Consider the following 22,393-nt stretch of genomic DNA (forward strand, 5'->3'; position numbering starts at 1 on the left):
GGCGCCGCGATCAGCGTCGCCGCTGGTCGCTGTGGGTTCGGTCGTCGAGATAGCCGTCGATCGCACGACGGAGTTCGGCGTCGAGGTGTTCGCCGGCCAGCAGCTTCGCGACGGTGCCCGCCGATTGCACCGCGGACTGGGCGATCAGCAGCACCATCGTGGCCATCTGTTCCGGGTCGCCGCCGCGAATGGAGCCGTCCTGCTGGCCTTCTCGGATGCCCGTCACGAACAGTTCGATCAACGCGCGCTGGTTGCGGCCGAGCCGGCCGAAGACGTAGGTGAGCATGAGGTCGGTGTCGGTGCGGAAGATTTTGCCGAACAAGGGATTCGACCGGACCGTCGCCGCGCCCGCGACCACTCCGTCGACCAGTCTGGTGCGTGCGCTGCCCGCGGACGGCATGGTCGCCGCGACGATGCCGCGCAGTTCGCGCACCAGCAGCTCGGCCACGAGCGCGCCGGTATCCGGCCAGCGGCGGTAGACGGTCGGCCTGCTGACACCCGCGCGCCGCGCCACCTCGGTGAGCGTGGTGCGGCGCACGCCGAAATCCTGCACGCAGGCGCGGGCCGCCGACAAGATCGCGAGGTCGGTTGCCGAGAGCGTGTTCTCGGGGAGGTTGTCGGGAGCGGTCAAGGTCACCACCGGGGTCGATTCGTCGGTGGCGGTGCCGCCGACCAGATACGCTGAACAATCATTACTTCTTGACAATCTATGTCAAACTGTAACGTATGGTGGAGCGAGCGACCACTGGGCACAGCCGCCTATGCGGTAGGGGGCACAGCCGCCCGTGCGGTAGGGGGCACAGCCGCCCGTGCGGTACGCCGGAGCCGAGCGTGGGCGCGGTGCAGGGATGACGCGACCGCACGCCGCTGGGGACCCGGCTCTCGACGCAACGACCGGCATGAGCGGCTCCGCGGCGAGCATGGTCTGGGATGCCTGGGGAATCCCGGCTGGACACCGGTCGCTTCCGGAGCGGATCCGTACCCTGCTGACGCAGGTGTTCGGGGTGTCCGGCAACCCGGTGGCGCGCCGCGATGAAGGCGAGGTGCCGCTGCGCGAATCAACACTGACACCCACCCAGCGAGCCGGGCTGGTCGAGCTGGTCGGCGCCGCCAACGTATCAGCCGACCACCTCGACCGCTTGCGGCACGCGGGCGGCAAGAGCACGCCCGACCTGCTGCGCCGCCGCGCCGAAGGCGCGCAGGACGCGCCCGATGCCGTCGTCTTCCCCGCCGATCACGACGAAGTGCTCGCCGTGCTCGCCTACTGCGCCGAGCACGCCGTCGCGGTGGTTCCGTTCGGCGGCGGCACCAGCGTGGTCGGCGGTGTCGAACCCGTGCGCGGCCGTTTCGACACCGTGATCGCGCTGGACCTGCGCAGGCTCGATCGCGTGACCGACATCGATCCGATCAGCGGCACCGCGACGCTGGGCGCGGGACTCACCGGTCCGCGCGCGGAGCGACTGCTGGCCGCGCACGGGCTTTCGCTCGGCCACTTCCCGCAGAGCTTCGAATTCGCCACGATCGGCGGCTTCGCGGCGACGCGGTCGTCCGGACAGGCGTCGGCGGGGTATGGCCGCTTCGACGATATGGTGCAGCGGCTGAAGATCGCCGCACCCACCGGCTCGCTCGAGCTCGGTCGCGCCCCCGCATCGGCCGCCGGGCCGGACTTGCGCGAGCTGTTCGTCGGTTCGGAGGGGACGCTCGGCGTCATCACCGAAGTGACGCTGCGGGTGCACCCTATTCCGGAAACCGTTGCCTACCAAGCGTGGTCGTTCGCCGATTTCGAGACCGGGTCCGCCGCATTGCGTGCTGTGGTGCAGGCGGGCGCGGCACCGACCGTGCTGCGGCTGTCCGACGAGGTCGAGACCGGGATCAACCTGGCGCGTTCCGGCGATATCGGCGGCAACTCGGTCGCGGGCTGTCTGGCTGTCACCACCTATGAGGGCAGCGTGGCGCATGTCGCGGCGCGCAATGCCGAGGCCGGCGGTCTGCTCGCCGCCGCGGGCGGCACGCCGCTGGGTGAGAAACCAGCGCAGGAGTGGGAGCGCGGTCGATTCGCCGCGCCATACCTGCGCGACGCGCTCCTGGATGTCGGCGTGTTGTGTGAGACCCTGGAGACCGCCACGACCTGGGCGAACCTCACCGCGCTGAAGGCGAAGGTGACCGCGGCGCTGACCGACGCGCTGAGCGGGCAAGGCACGCCCGCGCTGGTCATGTGCCACATCTCGCACACCTATCCGACCGGCGCGTCGCTGTACTTCACCGTCGTCGCCAAGCAGCTGGACGACCCGCTGGCCCAGTGGCTGATCGCCAAGCGCGCCGCGGGCGACGCCATTATCGCGGCGGGTGGCACCATCACCCACCACCACGCGATCGGCACCGACCATCGTGCCTGGCTGCCGGACGAGGTCGGCGATATCGGTGTGCGGGTGCTGCGCGCGGTGCAGGCCGAACTCGATCCGACGGGCATCCTCAATCCCGGAAAGCTGTTGCCGTGACCGAGCATTCGGTCGTGGCGGCGGTCACTGTGGTGACCAATCCGCGGTCCGGGCACGGCAGGGGTGGTGACGTCGCGCCGTCTGTGATCGCTCGATTCCGGGCCGGCGGCGTCGAGGTGACCGAGGTGTGCGCCGCGTCGGCCGCCGAATCGGTCCGGCAGGTTCGGGAGTCGATCGCGGGTGGCTGCGGCGCGAAGCCCGACGCGGTGGTCTGTGTCGGCGGCGACGGGCTGATCAACGTGACCCTCGCCGCCGTCGCCGAGACGGGCGTCGCGCTCGGCATGATCCCCGCGGGCACCGGCAACGACCTGGCCAGGGAACTCGGTGTGCCGACCGATGACCCGGCCGCCGCGGCCGACCTCATATTGCGCGGACGGACCCGGACCATCGATCTGGGGCGGATCGAGTCCACCGGATCGGGGGAGCCGATGTGGTTCGCCACGGTGGCCGGTACCGGATTCGACGCGCGGGTCACCTTGCGCGCCAACGACATGCGGTGGCCGAAAGGCAGGCTGCGCTACACCGTCGCGGCTCTTGCCGAGATCGCCGGACGTTTCACCGTGCCCTACCGCGTCGAGTTGTCCGGTGCGGTCACCGCCGGACTGACCGATCCCGGCGCGGGCTCCCGGCTGGAGACCGAGGCGGTCATGATCGCGGTCGGCAACGCCCGCACCTACGGTGGCGGCATGGTGATCTGCCCGGATGCGCTGCTGGACGACGGACTGCTCGACCTGACCGTGGTGGGTCCGCTGTCGCGCGCGCAGATGCTGCGTCTGCTGCCGGCCTTGTCGGCCGGCCGGCGTCCGAACCATCCCGCGATCGAGCAGTTTCGTGCCGCGGCCGTCACGCTCAGTGCGCCCGGCACGCCCGCGACCGCCGACGGCGAACCCGCGGGCACCCTGCCGATCACCATTCGCGCCGTCCCCGCGGCGCTGACCGTACTGGTTCCCTGACGGCGACACCATGGACTACTCGGATCGGCAGTCTGCCTGCGGTAACTCCCGTCAAGCGGCGAAGACCACGCGACGGATCCGGTTGACCGCCGCACGATCGACGATGACCACCGAACGCGATGCGCCGGTGAGGGTATGGTGCTCGGTCGCGATCCCGTGCATCAGCCGCCGCCAGCGCCGCACGTGCAGTGTGAAGGCCATGCGGTTGATCCGGCGACCGCGAGCGTACTGGCCTGCCCGTGCGATACCGGCGGGCACGTCGAGCATGAGCAAGTGGATTTCGCGGCCGTAGTCGGCGGCCCAGCGCGCCATCAGCGCGCGCGTCCAGCGGAAGGTCGCACAGTCGTGGATCACGACCGGCCCGGTAGCGTCACGTAGCGCGGTGCGGATCGCCCGGAAGTGGGCGATGTGCACTACCGGACGCCACAGCAGATAGGGCAGCCACCACAGCTTGGGACGCAGGCGGTTGCGCGCCTGCATCGAGTCGAGCACCAGCGCGCCCTCGGGGGCGCGCGAAGGTGCGGCGGCATCGAACTCGGCGCTGAAGAACTTGCGCAGCGCGGTGCTCTTGCCCGCGCCCGGGACGCCCGCGACGATCAGCGCCGCCGCCGCCGGGTACCGCAACTCCTCGACCGCGTCCGCGCGTAGATCGTGCAGGGTTTCGGGGTACAGGATCGGCAGGGGGTCAGGCGGGTGCGTCGGCGGGGCTTCCAGCGGGGGATTCACCTGTCCCAGCGTCCCGAGTCGAGACTCGTTCGGCAACCGGGAAAACCCTGGTTTTTCTTCGAGATTCACCCGAGAAGGCGCGCTGGAATCATCCACGTTCTCCAGGTTCCCGGCCTTTCCGTCATCTGGCAATATCCGACATTTCAGACATTCTCGGATTCCGCGCGTTTCCGCCCCGCCGAGCGCGTGCCGCGTTTCCGCCCCGCCGAGCGTGTGCGAAGGTGCACTCGCTCTCCTTGGGAGCCGAAGAGGCTGAGAAGTTCCACCGGGCCCCGGCCCGCGCTGCCGAACCAATGCGGTTGGCGCGTGTCGAATTCCGCGGCCTCGCCGGGGCCGAGGACCAGATCGTGCTCGCCGAGTACCAGCCGAAGTTGTCCGGACAGTACGTAGAGCCATTCGAAACCCTCGTGCACCTTCGGGTCGGGTTCGGCGCGATCGGGCGGGATGATGATCTTGAATGCTTGTAGCGGACCGGGCTGCCGGGTCAGTGGAACGATGGTGAGCCCGTTCATCTTTCGCGCCGTCGTATGCACTCTGGGGTCGGTGATCTTCGGCGCGGCCACCAGTTCGTCCAACGGCACCTGGTGGGCCATCGCGATGGGCAACAGCAGTTCCAGACTGGCCTTGCGTTGTCCGGACTCCAATCGCGACAGCGTGCTCTTGGAGATCCCGGTGCTTTCCGCCAGCGCTGTGAGCGTGACATTGCGGCGGGTGCGCAGGGCCTTGAGCCGCGGGCCGATGTCGGTGAGGGTTCGGGCGACGGCCGGTTGAGTGGGCATGTCACCAGTGCACCGCGTTTTCCCGAAATCGGCAATATTAGTTGCCGGAACGGCGAAAGGAACCGCATCCTGTCTGCGGAGGTGATGGCTGATGAGTCAGCGGAACGAACGAACAGATGGACATCGAACAGGTGGGCAGAGCAGAGCACGCGCCCAGCCGCAGGCGCAGCGCCCGCCTGGTGCGGGTATGAGCGGGGCGTACGACGTGGTGATCGTGGGTGGTGGCGCGGCGGGACTGTCGGCAGCGCTGGTCCTGGCCAGGGCGCGGCGCACGGTCGCGGTGGTCGACGGTGGCGCGCCGCGCAACGCGCCCGCCGAGCACCTGCACGGCTTCGTGTCCCGCGACGGGATGCCGCCGGCGGATCTGCTGGCCGCCGGTGTCGCCGAGATTACGAACTACGGCGCGGAACTGATCGACGATGTCATCGTCGACGCGGACGGGTCCCCGGACGACTACGCACTGCGGCTGCGGCGCGGCGGATCGCTGCGGGCACGCCGCGTACTGATCGCCACCGGGCTGCGGGATGAACTGCCGGACCTGCCGGGCGTGCGTGGGCGCTGGGGCCGCGACGTGCTGCATTGCCCGTACTGCCACGGCTATGAGGTCCGTGACCAGCCGATCGGGGTGCTGGGCGGCCGGGAAGCGGGCGCGGTGGCCCGCGCGGTGCACCTGGCGTTGCTGCTGCCGCAGTGGTCGCAGGATGTGATCTTCTTCCCGCACACGATGACCCTCTCGGAGCACGACCGCGTCCGCCTGGACGCCCGCGGCGTTCGCGTGCTCGAGGGCGAGGTCGCCCGGTTCGTGGTGGACGACGCGCTGCGCGGGGTGGAACTGACCGACGGCCGGGCGGTGCGCCGGACGGCGATGTTCGTCGCCCCGACTTTCCGCGCCAACGACGCCCTGCTCGTCACGCTCGGCTGCACGTTCGACGACAACGGCTGGGTGGTCACCGACCCGACCGGGCGCACCAGCGCTGCGGGCGTCTGGGCCGCCGGCAATGTGGCCGACCCGGCGGCTCAGGTGATTTCGGCGGCGGGTGCGGGTTCGACCGCCGCGATCGCGATCAACGGCGATCTGGTGCTGGCCGACGCCACCGCGCGCGTGGGATAACGGAAAATCGGGGGTAGAAAATGCCGGAAGCTGAGAATTACGTATGGATTCCGCGTAGGGTCTCGGATCGCCGGTAGGCTACTGACATAGGCGGAGTGTTCGGTGTCCCTCATCCACCGAAGACTCCGCCTTGTTTTGTCTGCAGCGGTTCATCTGCAGCCCGAACGCCGCCCCTTCGATCGGCAGGAAGGCCCTCGAAGCGGCCCACCCGGGGCGATTTCCCGAGTTCGATTTCCCGGCGTTCGACTGTGGGCCCCGCATGGCGTGCCGGGCGCGTCCGCGCCGGAATCGGTCATCCCGATGACAGGCGGGTCGACCGACCCGAAGCAGATGGATCGACGCGCTCTAGAATCGCGGGGTGACCAGCGCAGCCCCAGACAACACGCGTAATCGTGCCGATGCCCTCCCCAAGAGCTGGACCCCCAGCGACGTAGAGGCCGAGATGTACGAGCGCTGGGTAGCGGCCGGCTACTTCACCGCGGACCCCGCCAGTGCCCAGCCCGCGTACTCGATCGTGCTCCCGCCACCGAATGTCACCGGCACACTGCACATGGGCCACGCGCTCGACCACACCTTGATGGACACCCTGTCGCGCCGCAAACGCATGCAGGGTTACGAGGTGCTGTGGCTGCCCGGCATGGACCACGCGGGCATCGCCACCCAGACCGTGGTGGAAAAGCAGCTCGCGGTGGACGGCAAGACGAAGGAAGACTTCGGCCGCGAACTGTTCGTGCAGAAGGTGTGGGACTGGAAGCGCGAGTCCGGCGGCGCCATCCAATGGCAGATGCGCGCACTCGGCGACGGCGTCGACTGGAGCCGGGACCGCTTCACCATGGACGAGGGCCTGTCGCGGGCCGTGCAGACCATGTTCAAGCGGCTCTACGACGCGGGCCTGATCTACCGGGCCGAGCGGCTGGTGAACTGGTCGCCGGAACTGCGCACCGCGATCTCGGATATCGAGGTCAAGTACGAGGACGTGCAGGGTGAGCTGGTCTCGCTGCGTTACGGCTCGCTCGACGACGACGAACCGCACGTCGTCGTGGCGACCACCCGGGTGGAGACGATGCTCGGCGACACCGCCGTGGCCGTGCACCCCGAGGACCCCCGCTACCGGGACCTGATCGGCACCACGCTGGCACACCCGATCACCGGGCGGCGGATTCCGGTCATCGCCGACGACTATGTGGATCCCGAATTCGGTTCGGGGGCGGTGAAGATCACACCCGCGCACGACCCCAACGATTTCGAGATGGGTCTGCGGCACGGCCTGCCGATGCCGACCATCATGGACGAGCGCGGCCGGATCACCGGCACCGGAACCGAATTCGACGGCATGGATCGTTTCGAGGCGCGGGTCAAGGTGCGTGAACGGCTCGCCGAGGAAGGCCGGATCGTCGCCGAGAAACGGCCGTACCTGCACAGCGTCGGGCACTCCGAACGCACCGGCGAACCGATCGAGCCGCGCCTGTCCATGCAGTGGTGGGTGAAAGTGGAATCGCTGGCCAAGGCCGCGGGTGACGCGGTGCGCAACGGCGACACGGTGATTCATCCGAAGAGCCAGGAACCGCGCTGGTTCGACTGGGTCGACGACATGCACGACTGGTGTATCTCGCGTCAGCTGTGGTGGGGCCACCGCCTCCCGATCTGGTACGGCCCCGAGGGCGAAGTGATCTGCGTGGGCCCCGACGAACAGGCGCCCGAGGGCTGGGTGCAGGACCCGGACGTGCTCGACACCTGGTTCTCCTCCGGGCTGTGGCCGTTCTCCACCATGGGGTGGCCGCACGCCACCGCCGAGCTCGAGAAGTTCTATCCCACCAGCGTTCTCGTCACCGGTTACGACATCCTCTTCTTCTGGGTGGCGCGGATGATGATGTTCGGCACCTATGTCGCCGAGGACTCCGCACTGACCACGGGTAAGGGCGGCGAAAAGCAGGTGCCGTTCCGGGATGTGTTCCTGCACGGCCTGATTCGCGATCAGTTCGGGAAGAAGATGTCCAAGTCGCGCGGCAACGGCATCGACCCGCTGGATTGGATCAACGGCTTCGGCGCCGACGCCACGCGCTTCACCCTCGCACGCGGCGCGCAGCCCGGTGGCGACCTCTCGGTCGGCGAGCCGCAGGTGCTCGCCGCGCGCAGTTTCGTAACCAAGCTGTTCAATGCCGCCAAGTTCGCGCTGATGAACGGTGCGCGGGTCGGTGACCTGCCCGACCGGGCACAGCTCACCGACGCCGACCGCTGGATCCTGGACCGGCTGGACGCGGTGCGCGCCGAAGCGGATTCGGCATTCGACGCCTACGAATTCGGCAAGGCGTGCGAGGCGCTCTACCACTTCACCTGGGACGAACTGTGCGACTGGTACCTGGAATTGGCCAAGGTACAGTTCGCCGCCGAGGGCGCGCGCGCCGAGACGACCGAGTTGGTGCTCGGCACGGTGCTGGACGCGGTGCTGCGCCTGCTGCATCCGGTCATCCCGTTCGTCACCGAGGCGCTGTGGCAGGCACTGACCGGCGGTGAGTCGGTGGTGATCGCGCCATGGCCACAGGCCTCGGGCGTGTCCGCCGATCGGGCTGCGGCCCAGCGCATCGCGGATACCCAGCGGTTGATTACCGAGATCCGGCGTTTCCGCAGCGACCAGGGCCTGGCCGACAAGCAGAAGGTGGCGGCCGAGCTGATCGGTGTGGACGCCGCGGGCCTCGGCGAACTCGTTGCGTCGGTGACGAACCTGGCCCGGCTCACCGAGCCCGGCGCCGATTTCGCCGCCACCGCGTCGGTGGAGGTGCGCCTGAGCACGGCGACGGTGACCGTCGAGCTGGACACCTCCGGTGCCGTCGACCTGGACGCCGAACGCCGCCGTCTGGAGAAGGACCTGGCCGCCGCGCAGAAGGAGCTGCAGGGCACCGCCGCCAAGCTCGGCAACGAGGCGTTCCTGGCCAAGGCGCCGCAGCAGGTGGTCGACAAGATCAAGAGCAGGCAGCAGGTCGCGACCGACGAGGTGGCGCGCATCGGAGCCCGCCTGGCGGAGCTGAGCGGCAAATGAACCACGAACCGGAACCACAGTACGGTGACGACGAAGGCCGCGGCGGTGCGCGGCTCGGCTCCGGGCCCTCGCCGGTGGAACTGGCCGAGATGGCGCTGGTCGAGGCGGAACTCGACCAGCGCTGGCCGGAGACCAAGATCGAGCCGTCGCTCACCAGGATCGCCACGCTGATGGACCTGCTCGGCTCCCCGCAGCAGAGTTATCCGGCGATCCACATCGCGGGCACCAACGGCAAGACCTCGGTGACCAGGATGATCGACGCGCTGCTCACCGCTCTGCACCGGCGCACCGGTCGGATCATCAGCCCGCACCTGCAACTGGCGACCGAGCGGATCAGCATCGACAACGCGCCGATCGCCCCGGCCACGTACGTGCAGACCTACCGGGAAGTGCTGCCCTACGTCGAGATGATCGATCAGCAGTCGGCGGCCGCGGGTGGGCCGGCGATGAGCAAGTTCGAGGTGCTCACCGGCATGGCGTTCGCTGCCTTCGCCGAAGCGCCGGTCGATGTCGCGGTGGTCGAGACCGGTATGGGCGGCGCCTGGGACGCCACCAATGTGATCGATGGACAGGTCGCGGTGATCACGCCGATCGGTCTGGACCATACCGAGTATCTCGGCCCCGATCTGGCCTCGATCGCGAAGGAGAAGGCCGGGATCATCAAGCGCGCCCCGGAAAGCGTGGTGCCACGGGACAACGTCGTGGTGATCGCGGAGCAAGAGCCGGAGGCGATGGAGGCTCTGCTGCGCCGCGCCGTCGAGGTGGACGCCGCGGTCGCACGCGAAGGCGCCGAGTTCCGCGTACTCGCCCGCCAGGTCGCGATCGGCGGACAGCAGCTCGAGCTGCAGGGGCTCGGCGGAGTGTACGACGAGATCTTCCTGCCGCTGCACGGGGCACATCAGGCGCACAACGCGGTGCTCGCACTCGCGGCGGTGGAGGCATTCTTCGGCGCGGGTGCGCAACGCCGGCTCGACATCGACGCCGTGCGCGCCGGTTTCGCGAGCGTGACCAGTCCGGGCCGGCTCGAGCGCGTCCGCACCGCACCGACCATCTTCATCGACGCCGCGCACAACCCGGCGGGTGCTCGAGCGCTCGCCGCGACCCTGACCGAAGAGTTCGACTTCCGCAAGCTCGTCGGCGTGATCGCGGTGCTCGGCGACAAGGACGCCGATGGCATCCTCGCCGCGTTGGAGCCGGTGTTCGATGAGATCGTCGTCACCACCAACGGTTCGCCGCGGGCACTGGATGTGGAGACTCTCGCCGATCTCGCGGTGCAACGGTTCGGCGACGAGCGCGTGGTCACCGCGACCACGCTGCCGGACGCGCTGGAGACCGCGATCGCCATGGCCGAGGACGTCGGTGAACCGGGCGAGATGGTGTCCGGCGCGGGTGTTGTCGTCACGGGCTCGGTGGTGACCGCTGGGACGACTCGCGCGCTGTTCGGCAAGGACCCGGCATGAGCCCGGTGGCGGCTCGCGTGACCGCGCGGACCCAGCGAATGCCGAGGAGGGCAACACCATGAGTGAACGCGCCGACCGAGGTGAGCAGCCGGTGCCGCCGCCTGCGACCGATCCGTGGAAAGGCTTGCGCGGCGTGATGGCGGGCACTCTGGTGCTCGAGGCGATCGTGGTATTGCTCGCGCTGCCGGTGGTCGCCGACGTCGGGGGTGGAGTGACCTGGCTGTCGGGCACCTACCTGGTAGTCCTGGCGGTCGTGATGTTCCTCGGCGCCGGGTTGCAGCGGCGCTCCTGGGCCTTGCCGTTCAACCTCGCGCTGCAAGTGTTCGTCTTGGCGGGCGCGTTCATCCACCTCGCCATCGGCATCATCGGCGTGGTATTCGCCGTGGTCTGGGGCTTCGTCCTGGTGCTGCGCGCCGACGTACGGGGGCGGATGGAGAAAGGGTTGCTGCCGAGCCAGCGCATCCGGCGCGACTAGCGGCCGCCGGCGATCGCCGCGGTGCATGTCGACGGACTGCGTTCGGTCGCAGGCTGATCATCTGCGGTGTTGTGCCGGGTCGGGCCATAGTGCAAGGCCGGCACAGCCCAGGGGTGGGCGGATGGGCCGAGCTTGTCGATGTCACGCGGGCAGAGCGGGCACGGCAGCGGACCGGCGTCGGCGTGGCCCGCTGATGACGAGGGCCGGGGTCGGCACGAGAGCCAACTCCGCGACGCGGTCTCCAGGTCCAGGCCTGGCCGGAACGAGCCGGCCCGACCGTCGCTGCGGTGCCTGCGGGGTTGCCCAGTAGGCTGAGCGCCGTGACTGAGCAGACGTTGGTACTCATCAAGCCGGACGGTGTCGCCCGTGGCCTTGTCGGCGAGGTGCTGGCACGTATCGAGCGCAAGGGGCTGAAGATCGTGGCCCTCGAGCTGAAGAAGGTGTCCCAGGAGCTGGCCGAGGGCCACTACGCCGAGCACGCCGAGAAGCCGTTCTTCGGTTCGCTGATCGAGTTCATCACCTCGGGCCCGGTGGTCGCGGCCATCCTGGAGGGCCCGCGGGCCATCGCGGCGTTCCGGCAGATCGCGGGCGGTACCGATCCGGTCGAGAAGGCCGCGCCCGGCAGCATTCGCGGAGACTTCGCTCTGCAGACCCAGGAGAACCTGGTGCACGGGTCCGATTCCCCCGAATCGGCCAAGCGTGAGATCGCCCTCTGGTTCCCGGAGTTGCCCGCCTGACGCGTCCGGACCGTCGTGCCCGCGCTGGGCGAACGCGCCGCGGGCGGGCGGGAGCCGAGCGCCGATGGCGAGCGCCCGGCGCGCAGTATGGGATACTGGCATCGGCTGCATTCGATGCCGACTGTTCGTGCAGGTGCGCGAACGAGACGTGACGGGTGCGGCCGGATGACCCGAGGTTCGATGCCGATCATCGCTGCCACGAACAAACGGCCTGATAAGGGGCTTGCTGTTCGCGTCGGCACGCTGGATGAGCGCTCGATCCGCGGAGTTCAGCCACAGCCAGGCGCCGCGTGACCAGTTAGCCCGAACGATGAACGACCGAGGAGATAACCGGGCACGCGGGGCGAGACCACATGACCTCGCGCCCACCGGGTGCGAGTCGAACGGACAGCGCCCCCGCGTCGGCCGCGTCACTCCCGCCGGGAGGGACGCGCCCGGGGGCCCGAGGAGACTTCGTGGCCGACCAAGAGCCGCTGGAAACAACATCACAGGATGCCGAACAATTGCCGGAGCGAATCCGAGTTCACGCGCTTGCCAAGCTGCTGGGGGTAACGAGCAAGCGCATCCTGGCCAAGCTGACCGAGTTGGGGTCGGACGCGCGCAGCGCGCAGTCGAACGTCCCCCGTGCCGTTGCGGAGTCGGTCCGCGACGCCTTGGCGGCGGGCGAGACGGACGCTGCGGCCGGGCAGGCCGAGGCCCCTGCGCGTCCGCCGACCGCCGACGCGTCTGCGGTCACCGCGCAGCCGACCGAGACCGCTCCCGCCGCAGCGGAGCCCGTGCCCGCGCACATCGCGGCCGCGCCGGCGCCGGCTGAGGCCGAGCCGGTCGAGACCGCGCTGGCTGAGACGGCGCCGGCTGAGACCGAGTCGGCCGAGACCGCTCCCGCGGTTACCGAGACCGCTCCCGCGGAGCCCGTACCCGCGCCCGCGGCTACCGAGACCGCACCGGCTCAACCGTCGGAACCCGCTGTCCGAACGCGGACCGACGCACCTTTCGCGGCCGCCGGCGTCATCTTCTCGGCGCCGGACATGGTGAGCCCCGGACGGCATGCGCCGACCGCCGACGCGGAGCACCAGCCGACACAGCTGTTCACCCATTCGGTGCAGCAGCAGCCGCAACCGGTCGCCCCGCCGGTATTCGAATCGGCGGCTGCCGTGCAGGCGCCGCTGTTCCTGCCACCGGATGCCGCCGCCGCGGACGAGGCCCGCAGGCAGCGCCGCGCCGAACGCGAGGCCGAACGTGAGGCGAGGCGCGCCGAGGAGACGCCGGCGCCCGAGCCCGCCGAAGACGAGACCGAAGTCGGCGGCGACGAGCCAGATTCGTCCGACCAGCAGGAGGACGCCGAGGGCCAGCCCCGGCGCAGGCGTCGCGGCCGTCGTGGTCGTGGTCGCGGTCGCGGCGAACAACAGTCCGAAGCCGACCTCGAAGGCGAGGAGCACGAGTCCGAAACCGAGGACGAGTCGACCGCCGAGACCACCGAGTCCGACGAAGCGGCGGAGTCTGCCGAGACCACCGGCGAAGCCGAGGACGAGGACGGTGTACCGGAGGGGGCGAGTCGTCGGCGTCGTCGGCGTCGTCGGCGCAAGGTGGCCGGAGAATCCGGCGAGAACGAGCCTGCCGACGACGATCCGCCGAACACGGTCGTGCACGAACGCGAGCCGCGCAACAAGAGCCGCACCCGGGTTACCGTGGACGAGGTCCAGGGCATCACCGGTTCCACCCGGCTGGAAGCGAAGCGGCAGCGTCGCCGGGACGGGCGGGAAGCGGGCCGCCGCCGTCCTCCGATCCTCACCGAGTCGGAGTTCCTGGCCCGGCGCGAGGCGGTGGACCGGGTCATGGTCGTCCGCGAGAAGTCCTTCCCGGCTCATCCGGCCGCGACGCAGGTCGCGGTGCTCGAAGACAACATCTTGGTCGAGCACTTCGTCACCAGCACCGGTTCCGCGTCCATGGTCGGCAACGTCTACCTGGGCAAGGTGCAGAATGTGCTGCCCAGCATGGAGGCGGCGTTCATCGATATCGGCCGCGGCCGCAACGGCGTGCTCTACGCCGGTGAGGTGAACTGGGAGGCCGCCGGGCTCGGCGGCCGGGAGCGCAAGATCGAGCAGGCGCTCAAGCCCGGCGACCAGGTACTCGTCCAGGTGAGCAAGGACCCGGTCGGTCACAAGGGTGCCCGTCTGACCACCCAGATCAGCCTGGCCGGACGTTTCCTGGTGTACGTGCCGGGCGGCACCTCCACCGGGATCAGCCGTAAGCTGCCCGACACCGAGCGCAAGCGTCTGAAAGAGATCCTGCGCGAGATCGTGCCCGCCGACGCCGGTGTGATCATCCGGACGGCCTCCGAGGGCGTCAGCGAGACCGAGCTGGCCCGCGATGTGGAACGGCTGCAGGCGACCTGGCGCACGATCCAGAACCAGACCGGCAAGGACAACAACGCGCCGAAGACCCTGTATGAGGAGCCGGACCTCCTGGTCAAGGTCATCCGCGACCTGTTCAACGAGGACTTCTCCACACTGGTCATCGAAGGCGACCGGGCTTGGAGCACGGTGGAGAAATACATCGGCACCGTCGCGCCGGACCTGCTCGCGCGCGTCGCCCGGCACGACAACAACGGCGTCGACGTGTTCGAGACCTACCGGATCGACGAGCAGCTGGCCAAGGCGCTGGATCGCAAGGTGTGGCTGCCCTCCGGCGGCACGCTGGTGATCGACCGCACCGAGGCCATGACGGTCATCGATGTGAACACCGGCAAGTTCACCGGTTCCGGGGGCAGCAACTTGGAGGAGACGGTCACCAGGAACAACCTGGAGGCGGCCGAGGAGATCGTGCGCCAGATGCGGCTGCGCGATATCGGCGGCATGATCGTCGTCGACTTCATCGACATGGTGCTCGAGTCCAACCGCGATCTGGTGCTGCGCCGCCTCACCGAGGCGCTGGGCCGTGACCGCACCCGCCACCAGGTTTCCGAGGTCACCTCGCTGGGGCTGGTCCAGATGACCCGCAAGAAGCTGGGCACCGGCCTGGTCGAGGCATTCTCCACCACCTGCGAGCACTGCCATGGCCGCGGCATCCTGGTGCACACCTACCCGGTGGAGCCCGGTGCGGGTGAGGAAACCGCCGGGCGGACCCGGGAAGGCGGTTCGCGTCGGCGTCGCGGCCGGGACAAGGGTGCCGCCGTTGAGGCGCAGCCGACGAACGGGGCCGCTCCCGCTGCCGAACACGCCGAGGAGGAAGCCGCCGTCAAGCGGGCCCACCCGGTGGCGCTGGCGATGGCCGCGCACCAGTCGGAGGAGACGGACCAGGAGTCGAACCAGGCCGGCGACTCGGCTGGGACTGCGTCGTCGGCAGTCGGCGAGGTCGATGAGGCCGTGGTTGATGAGGCCGTGGTTGATGAGAACACAGCGACCGTCGACAACGGGGCCGCTTCGGAGTTGCCGAGCGCGGAGACTGTCCATGCCGCCGTGGCGGTGCCCGCCGAGGAGCCCGAGACCGAGCCCGCCGAAGTCGTCGAGGTCGTCGAGCAGGCGGAGTCGGTCGAGCCTTCGGTCGTCGAGGAGCCAGGCCCGGCGCCGGCCGTTGAGCGCGCGCAGGCCGGCGAGCCGGCCTCGGTTGCTGAGCCCGTAGGCGCTGCGGACACCGGTGCGGCTGCGGAGCCGGCTCCGGTTGCCGAGCTCGCTCGGACTGAGCAGCCCGCTCGTGTCGCAGAGCCAGTTCGGGATTCCGAGCCGCAGGCGGCGGAGCCCGCCGCGGTCGCGGCCGGTGGTTCGGCGACTGTCAACGGTGCGGCCGAACCGGAGCAGGGCCGCCAGACTCGGCGCCGCAGGGTTGCTCGTTCGGCTGCTGCGCCCGCCGCGGATAGCTCGGGAGCGGTGTTCGTACTGCCCACCGGTGATCAGGTGCCCGCGCCGGTGATCGACTACGCCGAGCCGGTACCCGTCGAATTGCCCCAGCGCAACCGGCCGCGCAGGCGGGCGGTCGGGCGCCCGGCAGGCGCGCCGGACTGAGTCGTCGCCTCCGTTCACGTGGCCCCCGCCGGTGCGATCGGCGGGGGCCACGTGCGTATCAGCAGCGAACCGGTGGCGTACCCGAGGCGTGCGCCGGAAGCCGGTTTGGTTGTGGCGGTGGCCGTCCTGTAATCTTGGACAGTCGCTGCCCGGTGGCAACATGTTTTGTCTTCATGTTTCGTCTTCGTGGCCCGGTTCTCGCCAGTTCGATGCCGAGAGCCGCCAGGTGCCGAGGCGGTGGCGATTACCAGACCAGTCGTGTGGCGGTTTCCGGTGGGATCAGACCCGGGGAGTCGCCGTGTGAGCAAGTGCCGAGCACTATAGGAAGAAGGGCAGCCGACCGATGGCAACGTACGCGATCGTCAAGACCGGCGGAAAGCAGTACAAGGTCGCGGTCGGTGACCTGGTGAAGGTCGAGAAGATCGAGGGTGCGCCGGGCACCGCCGTGGCGCTGGATCCGGTTCTCGTCGTCGATGGCGCCGAGCTGACCACCGATGCCGCGAAGCTGGCGAAGGTCTCCGTGGCCGCCGAGGTGGTCGAGCAGACCAAGGGCCCGAAGATCCGCATCCACAAGTTCAAGAACAAGACCGGCTACCACAAGCGCCAGGGTCACCGTCAGCCGCTGACGGTCCTGAAGGTCACCGGCATCAAGTAAGACATCCCGAGGAGAATCAGCTATGGCACACAAGAAGGGCGCGTCCAGCTCCCGGAACGGACGCGATTCCAACGCCCAGCGACTCGGCGTCAAGCGCTTCGGCGGCCAGACGGTCAAGGCGGGCGAGATCCTGGTGCGTCAGCGCGGCACCCACTTCCACCCCGGCGTCAACGTCGGTCGTGGTGGTGACGACACCCTGTTCGCCCTCGCGGCGGGCGCGGTCGAGTTCGGTTCCAAGCGTGGACGCAAGACCATCAACATCGTCGTCCCGGAGCCGGTTCAGGCCTGACCGCCGAACCACCGGACAACAGGAGCGGGTCAGGGTCTCGAAACCCTGGCCCGTTTTTCGTGTCACCGCCACGACCAGCCCGAGTACGACCAGTCTCGAAGGAGGATGATTCGGCGTATGTCCAAGTTCATCGACCGTGTCGTACTGCATGTGCGTGCGGGTAAGGGCGGCCACGGTTGCGCGTCGGTGCACCGCGAGAAGTTCAAGCCGCTCGGTGGGCCCGACGGCGGCAACGGCGGCAACGGGGGCGATGTGATCCTCGAGGTCGACCCCAATGTGCATACCCTGTTGGATTTCCACTTCCACCCGCACGCCAAGGCGGGCAACGGCAAGCCGGGCGAGGGCAGTAACCGGGACGGGAAGCAAGGCGCTGAGCTGGTGCTGAAGGTGCCCGACGGCACCATGGTGCTCGACGACGACGGCAAGGTGCTCGTCGACCTGGTCGGCACCGGTAACCGTTTCATCGTCGCCCGCGGCGGACGCGGTGGGCTCGGCAATGCCGCACTGGCCTCGAAGGCGCGCAAAGCGCCCGGGTTCGCGCTGCTCGGCGAGGAGGGTGAAGAGCTCGACCTGGTGCTGGAGCTGAAGTCGGTCGCCGACGTCGGGCTCGTCGGTTTCCCGTCGGCCGGTAAGTCGTCGCTGGTCTCGGTGTTGTCAGCGGCGAAGCCGAAGATCGCCGACTACCCGTTCACGACGCTGGTGCCCAACCTCGGCGTTGTCGCCAGCGGCGACACCACTTTCACCGTCGCGGACGTGCCCGGCCTGATTCCCGGCGCCAGCGATGGCCGCGGGCTGGGTCTGGACTTCCTGCGGCACCTGGAACGGTGCGCGGTGCTCGCACACGTGGTGGACTGCGCCACGCTGGAGCCGGGGCGCGATCCGGTGTCCGACGTCGATGCGCTCGAGGCCGAACTCGCCGCCTACCGACCGGCGCTGAGCGCCGACGCCGGGCTCGGCGATCTCGCCGACCGACCCCGCGTGGTGATCCTGAACAAGATCGATGTGCCCGACGCCGCCGAGCTCGCGGACATGGTGACCGCGGAATTCGCCGAGCGGGGGTGGCCGGTGTTCGAGATCTCCGCGGTGAGCCGGGCCGGGCTGCGCCCGCTGACGTTCGCCCTCGCGGATCTGGTGCACAAGTATCGCGAGGAGCATCCGAAGGCGGCGCCCAAGCGCCCGGTCATCCGGCCGATCGCGGTGGACGAGACCGGATTCAGCGTGGTCGCCGACCCCGAGGAGCCGGGCGGCTTCATCGTGCGCGGCACCCGCCCGGAGCGTTGGGTGCGTCAAACCCAATTCGACAACGATGAGGCCGTCGGCTACCTGGCCGATCGCCTCGCTCGCCTCGGCGTCGAGGACGAGCTGGTGCGGTTGGGCGCTGTGCCGGGAGCGTCGGTGACGATCGGCGACGTGACATTCGACTGGGAGCCGCAGATCTCGGCGGGCATCGACATGGTGCCCACCGGTCGCGGCACCGATATCCGGCTGGAGCAGACCGACCGGATCGGCGCGGCCGAGCGCAAGCACGCTTCCCGGGTGCGGCGCGGGTTGGTGCGCGAGGACGAGGAGTAGGGCGTGGCCGACGGTCGAGTCGCGGCGTCGTCACGGTGTGCGCCCCGAGCGGCCTCGATCGTCCGCGGTCGGGTCCGTGCATCGGCCGGGACCGCAATGGATTCGATTGTGGCGCAAGGAGTTCGGTGGGGATGCGGGTGACTTCGGTGACCGCCGGGGCGGATTCGCCGGGGCTGAGCGACGCTCGGCTGGCGATCGCGTCGGCCCGGCGGGTGGTGGTGAAGATCGGTTCGTCCGCGCTGACCAGTCTGAAAGGCGGTCTGGACACCGCACGGCTGGATCGGCTCGCGGACGCGGTCGAGGCGCGGATGCGGGCGGGTTCCGATGTGGTGGTGGTGTCTTCCGGTGCGATCGGCGCCGGTATCGCGCCGCTCGGGCTGAACCGTCGTCCGCGTGATCTGGCCACCAAACAGGCGGCCGCGAGCGTCGGGCAGTTGGCGCTCGCCCACGCGTGGGGCACGTCGTTCGCCCGCTACGGTCGCACGGTCGGCCAGGTGCTGTTGAGCGCCGACGACTTCTCCCGCCGCGAGCACCACCGCAACGCGCAGCGCACCCTGGATCGGCTGCGCTCGCTCGGTGCGGTCGCGGTGGTGAACGAGAACGACACCGTCGCCACCGAAGAAATCCGCTTCGGCGACAACGACCGGCTCGCCGCGCTGGTCGCACACCTGGTGGGCGCGGACGCGCTCGTACTGCTGTCCGACGTGGCGGGACTTTACGACGGCGACCCCCGCAAGGGCGCGGCCACGTTCATTCCGGAGGTCCGCAGCAGCGCCGACCTGGACGGTGTGATCGCGGGCAGTGGCGGGGCGCTCGGCACCGGCGGTATGGCGTCCAAGCTGTCCGCGGCCCGGCTGGCGGCCGACGCGGGCGTGCCCGTTCTGCTGGCTGCCGCCGCCTCGGCCGCGACCGCACTGACCACCGGCACCGTCGGCACCGCGTTCGCCGCCCGGCCGGTGCGGTTGTCGGCGCGCAAGTTCTGGGTCCGGCACGCGGCCGACAGCCGCGGCGCGCTGCTCATCGACGAGGGCGCGGTCCAGGCTGTCGCGCACCGGCGTCGGTCGCTGCTCGCCGCGGGCATCGTCGGCGTCCGCGGCCGCTTCTCCGGCGGCGACGTGGTCGACCTGGTGGCGCCCGACAGCCACATCGTCGCCCGCGGTGTCGTGGAATACGACAGCACGGAGCTCGCCGGCATGCTCGGTCGCTCCACCGATGAACTCCCCGACACCATGCAACGCCCCGTCATCCACGCTGACGACCTGGTCAAGGTGTAGGTCGCGCTACCGCGGCACGGCGATCGGGGAGATGCGGAAACGCGGAACAACGAGCTCAGGAATCGCTCGTCTCCAGAGGGGATATCCGCGGGTCCTAGGTGCGGGTGAGGTTGAACGTCGTGGGCGCGGCAGCCGGGTCGTCTGGCTGTTCGGAGTACTTCTGGTGCGCGGCGATTCGGACTTGCCGTGGGATGGGGTCGGCGAATTCGGTCGCCAATGACGGCTAGGTCACTGATTCCGCCAGCTCGATCCGGTTGCTTCTGCGTAGGAACTCCCATTCGTCGCTGCCTGAACGTCCCGGCGGTCAGGACGGGACGACGCCCGGTTGGTTGGCGGTGGGCGTCTGCCCTTGATTGCCCTCCACCGGGCCGGTGACGCCCGGCTGCCCGCCTGGGTCGGGCAACTCGGCCGGGGGCAAGACCGGGGCGGGAGGCGGAGGCTGCGTGGGTGGCGGTGCCGGGCTCGGTGATTGTGGCGGTGGCGGGATCTGCGGGGCGGGTGGTGGAGTCGGTGGTGGTGGGGGTGCCGCGGGGCTCGGCGGCGGTGCTGGTTCCGGGATCTGCGGCGCGGGAGCCGGCACCGACGGGGGTGGGGGTGCAGCAGGGCTCGGTGTTTGTGCTGATTCCGGGATGTGCGGTGCCGGTGAAGGACTCGGTGGCGGGGGAGTCGATGGCGGCAGCTGGGTGGGTGGCGCGGACTCTGGTGTCGGTTGGGGTGCCGGTGAAGGACTCGGTGGTGGGGAAGTCGGCGGTGGTGGCTCCGGCGTGGGTGGCGCGGACTCTGGTGACGGTGCCGGAGAAGGGCTTGGTGGTGGGGAAGTCGGCAGTGGTGGCTGCTGCGTGGGCACTGCCGACTCTGGTGGCGGAGCCGGCTGGGGTGCTGGTGTGGGCTGTGGCGTCTGCTGAGTGGACGGAGCCTGCCGGGTAGGTGGCGCCGAAGGGGGCTGCGGCAGGTCTGGTCTCGGCTGGGCGGGTGGGGCCGGGGGTTCGGGCAACGCGGGCACGGCTGTGCCCGCTGCCGAGTAGGCCGGCTTGTAGACCATGTTCATCGCGAGAACGGCCTCTTGGCGCAACGCTTCCTGCGCCATCTGCGCGTCGATGACGTGAGCTACCTCCAGAGCTTTCGCGATCGCGCCGACAGGTCCACAATCGCCCGGCGGCACTACCGCGAGTTTCACCGCCTCGGCTGCCGCGGCGACCCCGCCGAGCCGAGCGCCGACCTGACCCAGCACCGCGGCCAGCTCGTCGGCCGACGCCGCCAAACTGCGTGCGCCGGCCTGGGCTGCCGCCGCGGCCGCGCCTTTCCACTCCACGGAATCCATGACGCGGTCCGTGCCGCTGCCGGTGAGCGGGAACAACGTGGTGAGGGCTCCGGCCACCTCGAGCCAGGTCGCCGAGGCGCGCAGCACCTGTCCGGCGTCGATCTGCTGGGCCTTGGCGTAGATCTCCTCGTGCCGCATCGACTCGAAATGCTCCATCGAGCTGATGTAGCTGGGATCGGAGCCGGTCATCGCGGGAGCCTCGGCTCGATGGCCCGCAGGGCGGCGGCGTTCGCGGCGTCGGCCTCTTCGAACAGGCCACCGCTGATCAGGAACGCCTCCTTCATCCGGTAGGCCGCCTCGATGTAGTGGTCGAGCAAGGCCGCGGCGTCCCGCGCCTTGTGGCTGAAGCCGGCCTGCAACTGCTGCGCGGAGCTGAAACCACCGAATCCGCCGAGTTCCGCGGTGGATTCGAGGCGCTGCTGCAGGTGGAGTAGCTGGTCGGCCTGCCGGTCGTACAATTCGGCGCACCGCCGCGCCGCCGCCGGATCGAACTGGACGGCTCCGGCCCGGGCAGCCTCTTTGAATCGGGCGATATCGGCTCGGCTGGTCTCGATCGTCATCGCTCACCCCCTGAGATCGTCGGTCCGCCCCAGATTAGCCGTAAGCCGCTGTCAGGTCAGCAAAGTCATCGGCCGGCCTGCCGAGGCAAGCTACACGGGAATGCGTTTCTGCAGTTGCGCGGCGATCTGCTCGGGTGCGGCCGGGGTGATGCGCACCTCGTCGCCCGCCTTGATCAGGTACCGCCCGTCGCCGTGCACGTCGATCCAGGTGTAGTGGATCGGCGGCGGGGGTACCGGACGATCCAGCCGCGGTTCGATTCTGATGTGTCCCTCGGCAGTGTGCGGCTCGAGCAGCAGCTTGCGGATCCGCGGCGCGGCCGATCCGCGCGCGGGCACGGTCTCTCGGTCGCGCACCGCCTCGCCGGACGCGATGCGAGCAGGTTGTCTGCCCGGTGGTGTCCTCGGCAGCAGCGCCGCGATCCGTTTGCCCAATTTGGCGCTGTGACCGATGGAAACCCGCACGCGGCCACCGAAATCCGGACTCGACCCTGGCTCCTGCACCGCGAGTACGGCGCGGTCGTAGATCGCGGCGGCCAGTAGCCGCAACTCGCTGCCCGGTCGGTGGGCGCCCCCGATCGCGACGATCCTGGTATGCGGCTCGGCCAGAATGCGCAGGCAGGCCGAAAGGTCGGGGTCGCGGCCGGGGGACAGCCGCTCGGCGAGGGCGAGGCGCATACGATCGGCCTCGTCCTCGGTGCGCGGCGTCTCCAGGATGCGCAGGGGATACGGGTGGCGATCCAGGTCGGTCTCGCGCCAGATATAGGCGAACTCATCCGGAGTGAAAGTCCAATCCACAGCCGAATCACCTCTCACCCAACCGGCCGACGCTGTCCGTAGCCTAGCGCTACTACGCCGTCTGGGATGTCATGCGCGCTACCGGGATTGCGGGCCGATTCTGTTCGCGTTGGTGTCGCGCTCGATCATTCCGCCAGATTCTGGTGGAAT

18 protein-coding genes are annotated in these 22,393 nt (G+C 69.5%); 12 read left to right on the plus strand and 6 right to left on the minus strand.

Annotated features, from left to right (window positions below; genetic code table 11):
* Nucleotides 1-10: 10 nt before the first annotated feature.
* Complete coding sequence (locus ACT86A_RS01060; RefSeq protein WP_445090306.1) at nt 11-631, minus strand: TetR/AcrR family transcriptional regulator; 621 nt, start codon at nt 629-631, stop codon at nt 11-13.
* Nucleotides 632-920: 289 nt separating this feature from the next.
* Between ACT86A_RS01060 and ACT86A_RS01065 the strand changes: the two genes are divergently transcribed.
* Together ACT86A_RS01065 and ACT86A_RS01070 are read left to right on the plus strand one after the other, a co-directional pair.
* A complete protein-coding gene (locus tag ACT86A_RS01065; RefSeq protein ID WP_445090307.1) occupies nt 921-2,498 on the plus strand; it encodes an FAD-binding oxidoreductase in 1,578 nt (525 codons plus the stop codon).
* Nucleotides 2,495-3,451: a YegS/Rv2252/BmrU family lipid kinase gene (locus tag ACT86A_RS01070; protein WP_445090053.1), complete on the plus strand. Its 957-nt coding sequence runs from the start codon at nt 2,495-2,497 to the stop codon at nt 3,449-3,451. The genes ACT86A_RS01065 and ACT86A_RS01070 overlap by 4 nt, the downstream gene beginning before the upstream one ends.
* A gap of 51 nt (nt 3,452-3,502) precedes the next feature.
* Here ACT86A_RS01070 and ACT86A_RS01075 read toward each other — a convergent pair whose 3' ends face one another.
* Together ACT86A_RS01075 and ACT86A_RS01080 are read right to left on the minus strand one after the other, a co-directional pair.
* Nucleotides 3,503-4,177 (minus strand): AAA family ATPase, encoded by a 675-nt coding sequence (locus tag ACT86A_RS01075; protein ID WP_445090054.1) that lies wholly within the window; start codon nt 4,175-4,177, stop codon nt 3,503-3,505.
* 143 nt (nt 4,178-4,320) lie between these two features.
* Nucleotides 4,321-4,956 (minus strand): helix-turn-helix domain-containing protein, encoded by a 636-nt coding sequence (locus ACT86A_RS01080; protein WP_445090055.1) that lies wholly within the window; start codon nt 4,954-4,956, stop codon nt 4,321-4,323.
* A 91-nt stretch (nt 4,957-5,047) separates the two neighbouring features.
* On the opposite strand from ACT86A_RS01080, the gene ACT86A_RS01085 reads away from it, so the two are divergent.
* From ACT86A_RS01085 to proB, 10 genes are all read left to right on the plus strand, one after another.
* A complete protein-coding gene (locus ACT86A_RS01085; RefSeq protein ID WP_445090056.1) occupies nt 5,048-6,067 on the plus strand; it encodes an NAD(P)/FAD-dependent oxidoreductase in 1,020 nt (339 codons plus the stop codon).
* A gap of 358 nt (nt 6,068-6,425) precedes the next feature.
* Nucleotides 6,426-9,104 (plus strand): valine--tRNA ligase, encoded by a 2,679-nt coding sequence (locus tag ACT86A_RS01090; protein ID WP_445090057.1) that lies wholly within the window; start codon nt 6,426-6,428, stop codon nt 9,102-9,104.
* The gene (gene folC, locus ACT86A_RS01095) at nt 9,101-10,564 is read left to right on the plus strand and encodes a bifunctional tetrahydrofolate synthase/dihydrofolate synthase (RefSeq protein ID WP_445090058.1); all 1,464 of its coding nucleotides are present in this window, start codon (nt 9,101-9,103) and stop codon (nt 10,562-10,564) included. Before ACT86A_RS01090 ends, folC begins: the two co-directional genes overlap by 4 nt.
* Before the next feature lie 58 nt (nt 10,565-10,622).
* Nucleotides 10,623-11,039, plus strand: a complete 417-nt coding sequence (locus ACT86A_RS01100; protein ID WP_445090059.1) for a DUF4233 domain-containing protein — start codon at nt 10,623-10,625, stop codon at nt 11,037-11,039.
* 320 nt (nt 11,040-11,359) lie between these two features.
* On the plus strand, nt 11,360-11,776 hold the full coding sequence (ndk, locus tag ACT86A_RS01105) for a nucleoside-diphosphate kinase (RefSeq protein ID WP_445090060.1): 417 nt from the start codon (nt 11,360-11,362) through the stop codon (nt 11,774-11,776).
* A gap of 455 nt (nt 11,777-12,231) precedes the next feature.
* Nucleotides 12,232-15,777, plus strand: a complete 3,546-nt coding sequence (locus ACT86A_RS01110) for a translation initiation factor IF-2 N-terminal domain-containing protein (protein ID WP_445090061.1) — start codon at nt 12,232-12,234, stop codon at nt 15,775-15,777.
* Nucleotides 15,778-16,120: 343 nt separating this feature from the next.
* A complete protein-coding gene (gene rplU, locus ACT86A_RS01115) occupies nt 16,121-16,432 on the plus strand; it encodes a 50S ribosomal protein L21 (protein WP_040775804.1) in 312 nt (103 codons plus the stop codon).
* Nucleotides 16,433-16,454: 22 nt separating this feature from the next.
* A complete protein-coding gene (gene rpmA / locus ACT86A_RS01120; protein WP_445090062.1) occupies nt 16,455-16,721 on the plus strand; it encodes a 50S ribosomal protein L27 in 267 nt (88 codons plus the stop codon).
* Between the two features lie 117 nt (nt 16,722-16,838).
* A complete protein-coding gene (obgE, locus tag ACT86A_RS01125) occupies nt 16,839-18,293 on the plus strand; it encodes a GTPase ObgE (protein ID WP_445090063.1) in 1,455 nt (484 codons plus the stop codon).
* Between the two features lie 173 nt (nt 18,294-18,466).
* Nucleotides 18,467-19,567: a glutamate 5-kinase gene (proB, locus tag ACT86A_RS01130; protein ID WP_445090308.1), complete on the plus strand. Its 1,101-nt coding sequence runs from the start codon at nt 18,467-18,469 to the stop codon at nt 19,565-19,567.
* 304 nt (nt 19,568-19,871) lie between these two features.
* Here proB and ACT86A_RS01135 read toward each other — a convergent pair whose 3' ends face one another.
* The 3 genes from ACT86A_RS01135 to ACT86A_RS01145 all read right to left on the minus strand — a co-directional run bounded on the left by ACT86A_RS01135 (nt 19,872) and on the right by ACT86A_RS01145 (nt 22,243).
* Nucleotides 19,872-21,077: a hypothetical protein gene (locus tag ACT86A_RS01135; protein WP_445090064.1), complete on the minus strand. Its 1,206-nt coding sequence runs from the start codon at nt 21,075-21,077 to the stop codon at nt 19,872-19,874.
* Complete coding sequence (locus ACT86A_RS01140) at nt 21,074-21,448, minus strand: hypothetical protein (protein WP_445090065.1); 375 nt, start codon at nt 21,446-21,448, stop codon at nt 21,074-21,076. Before ACT86A_RS01140 ends, ACT86A_RS01135 begins: the two co-directional genes overlap by 4 nt.
* Nucleotides 21,449-21,538: 90 nt before the next feature.
* On the minus strand, nt 21,539-22,243 hold the full coding sequence (locus ACT86A_RS01145; RefSeq protein ID WP_445090066.1) for an ESX secretion-associated protein EspG: 705 nt from the start codon (nt 22,241-22,243) through the stop codon (nt 21,539-21,541).
* Nucleotides 22,244-22,393 lie beyond the last annotated feature (150 nt).

Source organism: Nocardia glycosmidis, assembly GCF_052545115.1.

What these genes read in the sequence shown, in the direction of transcription:
- rplU (WP_040775804.1), top strand. Translation starts at nt 16,121, where the DNA reads ATGGCAACGTACGCGATCGTCAAGACCGGCGGAAAGCAGTACAAGGTC.
- obgE (WP_445090063.1), top strand. Translation starts at nt 16,839, where the DNA reads ATGTCCAAGTTCATCGACCGTGTCGTACTGCATGTGCGTGCGGGTAAG.
- ACT86A_RS01100 (WP_445090059.1), top strand. Translation starts at nt 10,623, where the DNA reads ATGAGTGAACGCGCCGACCGAGGTGAGCAGCCGGTGCCGCCGCCTGCG.
- rpmA (WP_445090062.1), top strand. Translation starts at nt 16,455, where the DNA reads ATGGCACACAAGAAGGGCGCGTCCAGCTCCCGGAACGGACGCGATTCC.
- ACT86A_RS01140 (WP_445090065.1), bottom strand. Translation starts at nt 21,448, where the DNA reads ATGACGATCGAGACCAGCCGAGCCGATATCGCCCGATTCAAAGAGGCT.
- ACT86A_RS01135 (WP_445090064.1), bottom strand. Translation starts at nt 21,077, where the DNA reads ATGACCGGCTCCGATCCCAGCTACATCAGCTCGATGGAGCATTTCGAG.
- ACT86A_RS01085 (WP_445090056.1), top strand. Translation starts at nt 5,048, where the DNA reads ATGAGTCAGCGGAACGAACGAACAGATGGACATCGAACAGGTGGGCAG.
- folC (WP_445090058.1), top strand. Translation starts at nt 9,101, where the DNA reads ATGAACCACGAACCGGAACCACAGTACGGTGACGACGAAGGCCGCGGC.
- ACT86A_RS01065 (WP_445090307.1), top strand. Translation starts at nt 921, where the DNA reads ATGGTCTGGGATGCCTGGGGAATCCCGGCTGGACACCGGTCGCTTCCG.
- ACT86A_RS01080 (WP_445090055.1), bottom strand. Translation starts at nt 4,956, where the DNA reads ATGCCCACTCAACCGGCCGTCGCCCGAACCCTCACCGACATCGGCCCG.